The following is a 12,430-nucleotide window of genomic DNA, read 5'->3' as shown; positions in this document are numbered from 1 at the left end:
CCATGACCCGCCAGAGAGCCTTGATCGTCGACGACGAACCGGATATCCGCGAATTGCTGGAAATCACCCTGGGCCGCATGAAGCTGGACACCCGTAGCGCACGCAACGTCAAGGAAGCGCGCGAGTGGCTGGCCCGCGAGCCCTTCGACCTGTGCCTGACCGACATGCGCCTGCCCGATGGCACCGGTCTGGATCTGGTGCAGCACATCCAGCAGCGTCACCCACAGGTGCCGGTGGCGATGATCACCGCCTACGGCAGCCTCGATACCGCGATCAATGCGCTCAAGGCTGGCGCCTTCGACTTCGTCACCAAACCGGTGGAGCTGGGCCGGCTGCGCGAACTGGTGGCCGCTGCCATGCGCCTGCGCACCCCGGAGGATCAGGAGGCACCCGTCGACAGCCGCCTGCTCGGCGAGTCGCCGCCGATGAAGGCACTGCGCAAGCAGATCCACAAGCTCGCGCGCAGTCAGGCGCCGGTGTACATCAGCGGCGAGTCGGGCAGCGGCAAGGAACTGGTGGCGCGCCTGATTCACGAGCAGGGCCCGCGCGCCGAGCGGCCCTTCGTCCCGGTCAACTGCGGGGCGATTCCCACCGAGCTGATGGAAAGCGAATTCTTCGGCCACAAGAAAGGCAGCTTCACCGGCGCTATCGAAGATAAGCAGGGCCTGTTCCAGGCGGCCAACGGCGGCACCCTGTTCCTCGATGAGGTGGCCGACCTGCCATTGCCGATGCAGGTCAAGCTGCTGCGTGCCATCCAGGAGAAGGCCGTGCGCGCGGTGGGCGGGCAGCAGGAAGTGGTGGTCGACGTGCGCATCCTCTGCGCCACGCACAAGGATCTGGCAGCCGAGGTGGCGGCGGGGCGTTTTCGTCAGGATCTCTACTACCGCCTCAATGTCATCGAGCTGCGCGTGCCGCCCCTGCGCGAGCGCCGCGAGGACATCGCCCAACTGGCCGAAGTGATGCTGGCGCGGCTGGCCGAAGGCAGCGGCCTGGAGCCAGCCAGGCTGCAAGCCGAGGCCCTGGAAAAGCTGAAGAACTACCGCTTCCCTGGCAACGTGCGGGAGCTGGAGAACATGCTCGAGCGCGCCTACACCCTCTGCGAGGACGACCAGATCAGCGCCGCTGACCTGCGCCTGGCCGATGCCTGCAGCCCCGCGGGGGAGGCCGGGGAGGCCAGCCTGGCGCAGATCGACAACCTCGAGGACTACCTAGAGGACATCGAGCGCAAGCTGATCATGCAGGCGCTGGAGGAAACCCGCTGGAATCGCACGGCGGCGGCCCAGCGCCTGGGGCTGACCTTCCGCTCGATGCGCTATCGCCTGAAGAAACTCGGTATCGACTGAGCCGGCCTTCAGCCTCGGGAGACACGGCTGCCGATGGCCGCGTTGCCGTTGGCCTGTGCAGGCGCCTGCAGGGCGCTGTGCAGGTGCTGCTCGAACTGGCTGACGATGCCATCCCAGCTCAGGTGGCTGGCATGCCGCCTGGCATTGAGGCGTACTCGGCGCAGCATTTCAGCATCGTGCAGCAGCCAGATGGCGGCCTCGCAGAAACCCTGCTCGTCGCTGGGCCGGGCCAGGGCGCCATTGTGACCGTGGTGGATGTGCTGGGCCGCTGCGGCCTGATCGAAGGCGACCACCGCCAGCCCCGAGGCCAGGGCTTCGAGCACCACGTTGCCGAAAGTCTCCGACAGGCTGGGGAAGAGAAACAGGTCGCCCGAGGCATAGTGTGCCGCCAGGGTTTCGCCCCGTTGCAGGCCACAGAACAGGGCTTCCGGCAGTTGCGCCTGGAGGCTGCTGCGCAGCGGGCCGTCACCGACCAGAATCAGGCGCATGCGCCGCTGCGGATAGGCTGCCTGCAGGCGCTCGTAGGCCTTGACCAGCAGGCCGAGATTCTTCTCCGCCGCCAGGCGGCCGACATGCACCACGGCCAGCTCATCCGGCCCCAGACCCCAGCTTGTGCGTAGCGCATCACTGCGCCGGCCGGGGTTGAACAACTGGCTGTCGACGCCACGGGCGAGCAGGGCCAGGCGCTCGAAGTCACGCCGTTCCAGTTCCACCTTCTGGCCGACGCTGGGCACCAGGGTCAATTGCGTGCGGTTGTGGAACCAGCGCAGGTAATTGGTCAGCGCGCGGGTCAGCAGGCCGACCCCGTAGTGCCCGGTGTATTGCTGGAAGTTGGTGTGGAAACCGCTGACCACCGGCACCCCCAGACGCCGCGCAGCGCGCAGGGCGGAAAGACCGAGCGGGCCTTCGGTGGCGATGTAGAGCACATCCGGGCGCTGCCGCTGCCAGCGACGCAGGAGCTTGTGCAAGGACGACTGGCCCCACTGCAGGCCGGGGTAACCGGGCAATGGCCAGCCGCGTGTCAGCAGCAGTTCGGCATCGCTTTGCGTGCCTGCGTCGTCCGCCTGGCGCGGGCGCACCAGTTGCACACGATGGCCGCGCCCGCGCAGCCCCTCGACCAGGCGGCCGAGGGTATTGGCGACGCCGTTGATTTCCGGCGGGAAGGTTTCGCTGATCAGCGCAATATGCAGAGAGGATGCGTTCATGGGAGCAGTCTCTGCCTGGCCGATGTAACCAATGTGTCGTTGTCGTGGCGCTTTTGTGACGACGCCGGCTAGCCGCGCTCGCGCACCCAGAACAGCGTGGCACCGGCCACCGCTGCCGGCATCATCAGGATATTCAGCCCCGGCACCAGCAAGGCCAGGTAGGTGATGCCGCCGAAGCTCAGGCTCTGCCAGCGCTTCTCGCGCAGCCAGGCGAGCATGTCCTGCCAGCTCATCTTGTTGTTGTCGGCCGGGTAGTCGATGTACTGCACGGCCATCATCCACACGCCGAACAACAGCCATAGGGGCGCGGCCACCAGGTTCACCACCGGGATGAAACTGAGGATCAAGAGGGCGATGGCGCGCGGCAGGAAGTAGGCCAGCTTGCGCATCTCCCGGCCCAGGGTGCGGGGCACCATGGCCGTCAGCTCGGCAAGGCTGAACGGCGGGAAGTGATCCTCGCCGCGTACCACCACTTCCACCTTCTCGGCGAGAAAACCGTTGAACGGCGCGGCGATGATGTTGGCCAGCAGAGTGAAGGTGAAGAACACCATCAGCAGTACCAACACCACGAACAGGGGCCAGAGGATGTACTGCAGGAAGCTCAGCCAGCTCGGCAGGGTGGGCATGAAGGTATCCACCCAGCCGCCGAATTCGCGCACGGCAAAACCGATCAGCAGGCTGAACAGCAGCAAGTTGACCGCCAAGGGCAGCAGCACGAACAGGCGCAAGCCAGGGCTGAGCACCAGCTTCAGACCTTCGCGCAGGTATTGCGGGCCGGACAGGACGGGAGCGGCGGGCATGATGGCCTCCTGATGATGGTTTGGCGCGACCATACCGACTTCATCGTTGCGGCGAAAGTTCAGCGCGCCAGCGGGCGGCGATAGGGCCGCTCTATGCCGGAAATTGGCAATGCAAATTTCCTGGCGCCAGAGCGGCTCGGTAGCCTTGGGCGCAGCCTCGCTTTCCGGGGGCTCTCACCCCCGCAAGCCTTCCCCAAGTGCTTCGAGAGTCCCCTTTTTATTACGTGCTGGCCGTTCGCGCCAGCCAGGAGTCACTGCATGAGCAACCTTCGTCACGCCCAGGTCATCATCCTCGGTTCCGGCCCGGCCGGTTACAGCGCGGCGGTCTATGCCGCGCGAGCCAACCTCAAGCCCCTGTTGATCACCGGTATCCAGGCCGGTGGCCAGTTGACCACCACCACCGAAGTGGACAACTGGCCGGGTGACCCCCATGGCCTGACCGGCCCGGCGCTGATGCAGCGCATGCAGGCACATGCCGAACGCTTCGACACCGAGATCGTCTTCGACCATATCAATGCCGTGGATCTGGCGGGCAAGCCCTTCACGCTGATCGGCGACAGTGGGCGTTACAGTTGCGATGCCCTGATCATCGCCACCGGCGCCAGCGCGCGCTACCTGGGCTTGCCCAGCGAGGAAGCCTTCATGGGGCGTGGTGTGTCGGCCTGCGCCACCTGCGATGGCTTCTTCTACCGGGGCCGTGAAGTGGCTGTGGTGGGTGGGGGTAACACGGCGGTGGAAGAGGCGCTATACCTGGCCAACATCGCCAGCAAGGTGACCCTGATCCATCGCCGCAACGCCTTCCGTGCCGAGAAGATCCTGCAGAATAAGCTGCAGGCGCGTGTCGCCGAGGGCAAGATCGAGCTGCGCCTGAATGCCGAGGTCGAGGAGGTGCTGGGCGATGCCCGCGGTGTCACCGGCGTACGCCTGAAACACCAGGATGGCGCCCGCAGCGAGCTGGCGGTGGAAGGGCTGTTCGTGGCCATCGGCCATACGCCCAACACCGCCTTGTTCGAGGGGCAACTGACTCTCAAGGACGGCTATCTGGTGGTCAACGGCGGGCGCGACGGCAACGCTACGGCCACCAATATCCCCGGCGTATTCGCGGCTGGTGACGTGGCCGACTCGGTGTACCGCCAGGCCATTACCTCCGCGGGGGCCGGCTGCATGGCGGCGCTGGATGTGGAGCGTTATCTCGATGGGCATTGAGGGCCTGTGCCTCGGTAGGCCGTTGAAAACTACCTCGGCTTTGGCATCCTGCGCCGCACTGATGTCTGCATTCGTGCAATCGTCTGTGGTTTTCAATGGTCTTCGTATTTTTGGGGGGAGTGTTGGGTTGATACTTGATTGGCGAGTTTGTGTTGGTTTCGGTTGTTTTCGGTGTTCAAGCTGCTTATCGGTGTTTAGTTGATATCTCCCGTTTCGCCCCCCGGCGACCTTCTTTTGTCAAACGCCACAAAAGAAGGCAAAAAGGCATGGCCCCGCCATCCGGCCCTGGCTTCGCCAGGGTTCGTTCGCTCTATCGTCGCTCCGAGGGTCGGCGTACATGGGCCATCCCTGGCCCATTACGCCTCTCGCCGCGTCCCTGCGGCTCGCCCCTCTACGCAACGATTCCACTCACCCTCCTGAAGGGGCCATTCGCCCGCCTGAACGAACTGGCATGCCATGGGCTGCCCGGCGTGTCTGGTAAAAGTGGAACCACGACGTGACCGCCGGGTTAAACCAAAACTTTCATTCGCGCAGTTTCATGCGCTTGGATCGCTTGCCGGCTTGCAGCCGGCATTTAGGTCAGCCCTAAGGCTGACCCATGTTCAAGCACTCCGTGCTACTTCTGGGTTACCTAGGGTTCAGGCGCGTGCAGAGCCCGCCCAGGAGGGCGAACGGAATCGTCGTGGAGGAGGTTGAGCGGCATGGATGTCGCGAAAGCCGCGATGGGCCTGGGATGGCCCACCGCGGCGGGCCTCTGGAACGGCGATGGAGTGAGCGAACCCTCGCGCAGCGAGGGCCGGATGAAAGGGCGGAGGTTTTGGTTACTTTTGCCCCAAAAGTGACTCGCCCGGGAGGGCGAAACGGGAAACCTCAGCAGAACGCCGATAAGCAGCTTGAACACCGAAAGCAACCGAACACTCACACAAACTTGCCAGTCCGGTATCAACACTGAAATTCCCGAGTTCCCGCAAAGAATCCTTTCAACGGCCTGTAACCCTCGCCAATCGTTCAGAATCGCTGAACTCTCATCCCAGCTCCGTATCCATTGACCATGTGTCCCCGACTGTCGGCGGGGAAGCGGCAAGGGGAATGGAGAATGACTGAAAACAAGATGACGCAGCCCCTGCGGGTAAGAGTCACGGCCTGGGTGGCCGGTATCCTGGGTGTGCTGATGGCGCTCGGTGGCGCTTATCTGGCGTGGCTGGGTGGCTCCTGGTATTACCTGCTCGCTGGTCTCGGCCTGCTGGCGGTGGCGGTGCTGATCCTCCAGGGTCGCCGCGCAGGACTATGGCTATACGCCCTGTTGCTACTGGCTAGCCTGGCCTGGGCCATTTACGAAGTCCGTTTCGACTGGTGGCAACTGGCACCGCGCATCGACCTGTGGTGCGTGCTGGGGTTGTGGTTGCTGCTGCCGTGGATCAACCGGCATATCGCACCGGGACGTTCCTGGCGCGATGGTGCCAGCGTTCTGCTGGGCCTCGGCCTACTGGCAGGGGCAGGCATGGCGGGCTATTCGCTGACGCAGGACTACCATCGCCTGGCGGGCAGCTTCGAGGCGGAGCGCATGGCCGCGCCTCCAGGCGAGCCCTCGGCCCGAGACTGGACGGCCTACGGCGGCTCGGCGCAGGGTGACCGCTACAGCAGCGCCGCGCAGATCACCCCGGACAATGTCGGCCGCCTGAAGAAGGCCTGGGAGTTCCATACCGGCGATCTGCCCGGTGAGGGCGACCCCTCCGAGCTGACCAACGAGGTGACGCCGCTGAAGATCGGTGACAACCTGTTCATCTGCACCCCGCACAGCATCGCCATCGCCGTGGATGCCGATACTGGCAAGGAGCGCTGGCGTTTCGACCCGGCGATCAACCGCCAGGCCGAGTATTACCAGCACATGACCTGTCGTGGCCTGGCCTACCACGATGCCGCCGCCTACGCTGCGGATAAGCCTGACGCCGTGGCCGCCGCTGGCAGCGCGGCACCGCCACGCTGCACCCAGCGCCTGTTCCTGCCAACCAACGACGCTACCCTCTATGCCCTCGACTTGTACGACGGCAAGCCCTGCGAGGACTTCGGCGAGGGTGGCAAGGTCGACCTCAAGGTGGGGCTGGGCGACGATGCCCTCGGCGTCTACCTGCCCACCTCGCCGCCGGTGGTAACCGAGCACCTGGTCATAGTCGGTGGTTCGATCACCGACAATGGTTCGGTGGATTCTCCTGGCGGGGTGATCCGTGCCTACGACGTGAACAGCGGCGAGCTGGTGTGGAACTTCGATCCCGGCCGTCCAGACGCCACCGAGCCGCTGCCGGCCGGTGAAACCTACGTGCGCAGCACGCCCAATTCCTGGACCATCGCCACGGCGGATGAGGCGCTGGGCCTGGTGTACATCCCCATGGGCAACCAGACGCCCGACCAGTGGGCAGTGCAGCGCAGCCCCGAGGCCGAGCGCTTCACCGCGACGCTGGTGGCCCTCGACCTGGCCACCGGCAAGGTGCGTTGGGAGCTGCGCACGGTCAACCATGACCTCTGGGATCGCGACCTGCCGTCGCAGCCCACCCTGGTCGATATCCAAGGACCCGACGGCCCGGTGCCGGCGATCATCCAGCCGACCAAGCGCGGCGACCTCTACGTGCTCGACCGGCGCAACGGCCAGCCCATCGTGCCGGTGAGCGAGCATCCGGTGCCGCAGGGCACGGTGGAGGGCGATTTCACCGCGCCGACCCAGCCGGCGTCCAAGCTCAGCTATGCCCCGCAGGAGCCATTGCGCGAGCGCGACATGTGGGGCGGCACTCCGTTTGATCAATTGGCCTGCCGTATCCAGTTCCACCGCCTGCGCTACGAGGGCGATTTCACCCCGCCGTCGGAACAGGGCTCGCTGATCTACCCGGGCAACGTCGGCGTATTCAACTGGCCGTCGGTGGCGGTCGATCCGCAGCGGCAGATCCTCTTCGGCGCGCCCAACTACCTGGCGTTCGTCTCGCGTCTGGTCAAGCGTGAGGGGGGCGATGAACAGGCCGTTGCCGGTGGCAGCGAACACGGCCTGCAACCCAATCGCGGGGCGCCCTATATGGTCAGCCTGAAGCCCTTCCTGTCGCCCCTGAGTCTGCCTTGCCAGGCACCGCCATGGGGTTACGTGACGGCGGTGGATCTGCGCAGCATGGACAAGGTCTGGCAGCACAAGAACGGCACCAGCCGTGACAGCGCGCCGCTGGGTATCCCCCTGACCGTCGGCGTGCCGAACCTCGGCGGGCCGTTGATCACCGGCGGTGGCCTGGGCTTTCTCTGCGGCACCCTGGACTACTACTTGCGCGCCTACGACATGCGCACTGGCGAGGAACTGTGGAAAGACCGCCTGCCAGCCGGCGGCCAGGCCACGCCGATCAGCTACGTGTCAGGCAAGACCGGCAAGCAGTACGTGGTGGTGATGGCGGGCGGCCACGGCTCGTTCGGCACCCGCATGGGCGATTCGCTGGTGGCCTGGACGCTGGAGAAGGAGTGAGCGGCACAAGGCCCGCAGCGCGGGCCTTGTTCGCTGGCTTGATCAGTGATGCTCGCGGGTGGCGCGGAATTTCACGTCCGGCCAGCGCTCTTCCATCAGGCTGAGGTTGACCCGGGTCGGCGCCAGGTAGGTGAGGTGGCCACCGCCGTCGACGGCCAGGTTCTCATGGGCCTTGTCCTTGAATTCCTTGAGCTTCTTCTCGTCGCTGCATTCGATCCAGCGCGCCGACCAGACGTTGATCGCCTCGTAGGCGCACTCCACCTTGTATTCCTCCTTCAGGCGGCTGGCCACCACGTCGAACTGCAGCACACCGACGGCGCCGAGGATGATGTCGTTGTTGCGCTCGGGGAAGAACACCTGAGTGGCGCCTTCTTCGGCCAGTTCCTGCAAGCCCTGGCGCAACTGCTTGGATTTCAGCGGATCCTTCAGGCGCACGCGGCGGAACAGCTCCGGGGCGAAGTGCGGGATACCGGTGAAACCGAGGTTCTCGCCTTCGGTGAAGGTGTCGCCGATCTGGATGGTGCCGTGGTTGTGCAGGCCGATGATGTCGCCGGCATAGGCCTCTTCCAGGTGCTCACGCTCGCTGGAGAAGAAGGTCAGGGCGTCGCCGACGCGCACGTCCTTGCCCAGACGGGCGTGGCGCATCTTCATGCCCTGGGTGTACTTGCCTGAGCAGATGCGCATGAAGGCGATGCGGTCGCGGTGTTTCGGGTCCATGTTCGCCTGGATCTTGAACACGAAGCCTGTGAACTTCTCCTCGGTCGGCTCCACGCTGCGCTCGTTGGCGGCGCGCGCCAGCGGGCGCGGCGCCCAGTCGACCACGGCGTCGAGTACGTGGTCGACGCCGAAGTTGCCCAGTGCGGTGCCGAAGAACACCGGGGTCATCTCGCCCTTGAGGAAGGCGTCAGGCTCGAATTCGTGGCAGGCGCCCTGCACCAGCTCCAGCTCTTCGACGAAGCGCTCGTACATGTCGCCGAGGTGCGCGCGGGCTTCGTCGGAGTCCAGCTTCTGGATGATCTTGGCTTCGGTGCGCTCGTGACCATGGCCTGGAGTGTAGACCACGATGTAGTCGCCGCTCAGGTGGTAGACGCCCTTGAAGTCCTTGTAGCAGCCAATTGGCCAGGTGATCGGCGCGGCCTTGATCTTCAGCACCGCCTCGATCTCGTCGAGCAGCTCGATGGGGTCGCGGATGTCGCGGTCGAGCTTGTTGATGAAGCTCACGATGGGCGTGTCGCGCAGGCGGCACACGTCCATCAGGGCAATGGTGCGTGGCTCCACGCCCTTGCCGCCGTCGAGCACCATCAGCGCGCTGTCCACAGCGGTCAGGGTGCGGTAGGTGTCCTCGGAGAAGTCTTCGTGGCCGGGGGTATCGAGCAGGTTGATGATGTGCTCGCGGTAGGGGAACTGCATCACCGAGGTGGTGATGGAGATGCCGCGCTGCTTCTCCATCTCCATCCAGTCGGAGGTGGCGTGGCGGTCGGACTTGCGCGACTTCACGGTGCCGGCCACTTCGATGGCCTTGCCCATCAGCAGCAGCTTCTCGGTGATGGTGGTCTTACCGGCGTCGGGGTGGGAAATGATGGCGAAAGTACGGCGCTTGGCGACTTCGGCGGCCTGGGTGGTCATGGATGCGTGCCTGGGTTGAATCGTTGAGGACGCCCTAGCATGGAACCTGGCGCCCGGAAAACTGGCGATTATACCGATAACTGCAGGCTCTGGCCGAGGGGCGTGGATAGGCCTGCGGTGCGGGCATTGGCAGGCGACTCGCGATGCGTAAAAAACACGTAAATGAATGGTTATGAAAATTATTCTTATATAGAGTAGCCGCCCGTCGTGAGGGTCAGGTAGGGGTGGCTCCGTCGTGTTCAAGAAAATCGTCTTCCAGTTGCACTGGTTCTTCGGCATCAGCGCGGGGCTGGTGCTGGCCATCATGGGTATCACCGGCGCGCTCTACAGCTTCGAGGGCGAGATCACCCGAGCGCTGAACGCCGAGCAGAGCCGACCCAGTGCGCAGGGCTACCTCACACCTGCCGAACTGGCGGCACGGATCGAGGCCGCCACCGCCGACCGTGTTACCAGCCTGTGGGTCGATGGCCGGCATGACGGGCCCGGCACGGCCTTCCTGTCGCCACCGCCGGGCGAGCGGCGCGGCCCGCGTATCGTCTTCGACCCCTACACTGGCGAGGTGCTGGCCGAGCCCGTCGGTCAGGGTTTCTTCCGCCTGATGCTGAACCTGCATCGCTTTCTCGCCATGGGCGAGGTGGGCAAGCAGATCACTGCCGCCAGCACCCTGGCGCTGCTGTTCTTCTGTCTGTCCGGGTTGTACCTGCGCTGGCCGCGCCAGGCGTTGAACTGGCGCGTCTGGCTGACCCTGGACTGGAAGAAGAAAGGCCGCAGCTTCAACTGGGATCTGCATGCCGTCGCGGGCACCTGGGCGCTGCTGTTCTACCTCTGTGCCGGCCTCACTGGCCTCTATTGGTCCTATGACTGGTACCGCGAAGGGCTGACGCGACTGCTCGCCGATACGCCGCAACAGCAGGGTGGCGGTCGGGGTGCCCATAAAGTCTCCAATGGCCCGGTGCCCGAGGTTGACTACGAGGCCATGTGGCAGGGCATCCAGCAGGCGGCCGGGCCTCATCTGGTGGCCTGGAACCTGCGTCTGCCGGCCGCTGCCGGGGAGCCAGCGACAGTCTTCTACCTGCTTGATGACGCCGAGCACCCACGGGCCTTCAACCAGTTGCACATCGACCCGAAGAGCGGCGAGGTCAGCGGCCACGAGCGTTATGCCGACAAGAGCCTCAAGGCACAGTTGCTGGTCAGTCTGTATTCGCTGCACGTCGGCGAATATTTCGGCATGCCGGGGCGCATCCTGATGCTGCTGGCCTCGGCAAGCATGCCGCTGTTCTTCATCACCGGTTGGCTGCTGTACCTGGATCGGCGACGCAAGAAACGTGCGGCGCTGGCGGCTCGCGCCGGGCTGCAGGCTGACGATTCAGGTGAAGGCTGGCTGGTGGGCTTCGCCAGTCAGAGCGGCTTCGCCGAACAACTGGCCTGGCAGAGCGCCGGGCAGTTGCAGGCCGCCGGCATCCCGGTACGGGTCGAGCCGCTGTCGCGGGTCGATGCCGACAGTTTGCGCAAGACGCGCAAGGCGCTGTTCGTGGTCAGCACCTTCGGCGATGGCGAGGCGCCGGACGCCGCCCAGGGCTTCGAGCGCAAGGTACTCGGCGCTTCGCTGCCGCTGGAGCAACTGAGCTACGCCGTGCTGGCCCTGGGGGATCGGCAGTATCAGCACTTCTGCGGCTTCGCCCGGCGTATCAACCACTGGCTGGGGCTGCAGGGCGCGCAGCGGCTGTTCGACAGTGTCGAGGTCGATGGTGCCGATCAGGCCGCGCTGCAGCGTTGGCAGCAGCACCTCAGCGAGTTGACCGGTGCCGCGCCGGTACACTTCGAGCAGGCGCCCTGGCAGCGCTGGACGCTGGCCGAGCGCCGTTTGCTCAACCCCGGTAGCCAGGGCGCGCCGGTGTATTTCATCGGCTTGACGCCGCCGGCACAAAGCACCTGGCAGGCCGGCGACATTCTCGAGATACGCCCGCGCCATGCGTCAGCGCGGGTGCAGGCCTGGCTGCAGCATTCCGGTTTAGCCGGTGGCGAGGCGGTGACGCTGGATGGGCAGCATCTCGAGCTGCGCGAGGCTCTGGCCGAACGGCAGTTGCCGGACAGCTTCGCCCATCTGGTCGGGCTGCATGCCCAGGCTCTGGTTGATGCCTTGGTGCCGCTGAGCACACGGGAATATTCCATCGCTTCGGTGGTGGCCGACGGCGTGTTGCAACTGATCGTGCGCCAGACCCGGCTAGCCGACGGCAGCCTGGGCCTCGGTTCCGGCTGGCTGAGCCAGCACCTGCCCGAGGGCGGCCAGTTGCTGGCGCGGGTGCGGCGTAACCGTGGCTTCCATCTGCCGGAGGACGACTGCCCGCTGATCCTGATTGGCAGTGGCACCGGTCTGGCCGGGCTGCGTTCGCTGCTGCGGGCACGCGCCCTGGCCGGGCAGGGGCGCAATTGGCTGCTGTTCGGCGAGCGCAACCGCGCTTGCGACTTCTTCTGTGGCGACGAACTGCAGGCGGCGCTGGTCGCGGGTGAGTTGCAGCATCTGGATCTGGCCTTCTCCCGCGACCAGGCCGAAAGGCGCTACGTGCAGGATTTGCTGCGCGAACAGCACGAGCGCCTGCACACCTGGCTGGCCGAAGGGGCGGCCATCTACGTCTGTGGCAGCCTGCAGGGCATGGCCGGCGGCGTCGATACGACGCTACGCGAGTTGCTCGGTGAGCAGGTTGTGCAGGAGCTGGTCGAGGACGGGCGTTATCGCCGCGACGTGTATTGATCCCG

Annotated in this window: 7 protein-coding genes; 4 read left to right on the top strand and 3 right to left on the bottom strand. The window is 65.3% G+C overall.

From position 1 onward, the window contains the following. Positions 1-2 precede the first annotated feature (2 nt). Positions 3-1,343: a sigma-54-dependent transcriptional regulator gene (locus OU800_RS18795; protein ID WP_268178860.1), complete on the top strand. Its 1,341-nt coding sequence runs from the start codon at positions 3-5 to the stop codon at positions 1,341-1,343. Between the two features lie 8 nt (positions 1,344-1,351). Here the strand turns inward: OU800_RS18795 and OU800_RS18790 are convergent, their stop codons facing one another. Together OU800_RS18790 and cysZ are read right to left on the bottom strand one after the other, a co-directional pair. After that, positions 1,352-2,548, bottom strand: coding sequence for a glycosyltransferase family 4 protein (locus OU800_RS18790; protein ID WP_268178859.1), 1,197 nt, complete (start codon positions 2,546-2,548; stop codon positions 1,352-1,354). Between the two features lie 68 nt (positions 2,549-2,616). After that, complete coding sequence (cysZ, locus tag OU800_RS18785; RefSeq protein WP_268178858.1) at positions 2,617-3,348, bottom strand: sulfate transporter CysZ; 732 nt, start codon at positions 3,346-3,348, stop codon at positions 2,617-2,619. Between the two features lie 258 nt (positions 3,349-3,606). Between cysZ and trxB the strand changes: the two genes are divergently transcribed. Together trxB and OU800_RS18775 are read left to right on the top strand one after the other, a co-directional pair. Further along, positions 3,607-4,554, top strand: a complete 948-nt coding sequence (gene trxB / locus OU800_RS18780; RefSeq protein ID WP_268178857.1) for a thioredoxin-disulfide reductase — start codon at positions 3,607-3,609, stop codon at positions 4,552-4,554. A 1,096-nt stretch (positions 4,555-5,650) separates the two neighbouring features. Beyond that, positions 5,651-8,047 carry a membrane-bound PQQ-dependent dehydrogenase, glucose/quinate/shikimate family gene (locus OU800_RS18775; RefSeq protein ID WP_268178856.1) on the top strand — a complete coding sequence of 799 codons (2,397 nt, stop codon included), beginning with the start codon at positions 5,651-5,653 and terminating at the stop codon, positions 8,045-8,047. A gap of 42 nt (positions 8,048-8,089) precedes the next feature. Here OU800_RS18775 and OU800_RS18770 read toward each other — a convergent pair whose 3' ends face one another. After that, positions 8,090-9,673, bottom strand: coding sequence for a peptide chain release factor 3 (locus OU800_RS18770; protein WP_268178855.1), 1,584 nt, complete (start codon positions 9,671-9,673; stop codon positions 8,090-8,092). A 235-nt stretch (positions 9,674-9,908) separates the two neighbouring features. On the opposite strand from OU800_RS18770, the gene OU800_RS18765 reads away from it, so the two are divergent. Next, a complete protein-coding gene (locus tag OU800_RS18765; protein WP_268178854.1) occupies positions 9,909-12,425 on the top strand; it encodes a sulfite reductase flavoprotein subunit alpha in 2,517 nt (838 codons plus the stop codon). Positions 12,426-12,430 lie beyond the last annotated feature (5 nt).

It is taken from the genome of Pseudomonas sp. GOM7, assembly GCF_026723825.1.
In the GTDB taxonomy this organism is placed as follows: domain Bacteria; phylum Pseudomonadota; class Gammaproteobacteria; order Pseudomonadales; family Pseudomonadaceae; genus Aquipseudomonas.
This window is presented reverse-complemented; position numbering and strand designations above follow the sequence as displayed.

Coding starts and splice junctions, on each gene's coding strand:
- OU800_RS18795 (WP_268178860.1), top strand. CDS start 3: ATGACCCGCCAGAGAGCCTTGATCGTCGACGACGAACCGGATATCCGC.
- OU800_RS18790 (WP_268178859.1), bottom strand. CDS start 2,548: ATGAACGCATCCTCTCTGCATATTGCGCTGATCAGCGAAACCTTCCCG.
- cysZ (WP_268178858.1), bottom strand. CDS start 3,348: ATGCCCGCCGCTCCCGTCCTGTCCGGCCCGCAATACCTGCGCGAAGGT.
- trxB (WP_268178857.1), top strand. CDS start 3,607: ATGAGCAACCTTCGTCACGCCCAGGTCATCATCCTCGGTTCCGGCCCG.
- OU800_RS18775 (WP_268178856.1), top strand. CDS start 5,651: ATGACTGAAAACAAGATGACGCAGCCCCTGCGGGTAAGAGTCACGGCC.
- OU800_RS18770 (WP_268178855.1), bottom strand. CDS start 9,673: ATGACCACCCAGGCCGCCGAAGTCGCCAAGCGCCGTACTTTCGCCATC.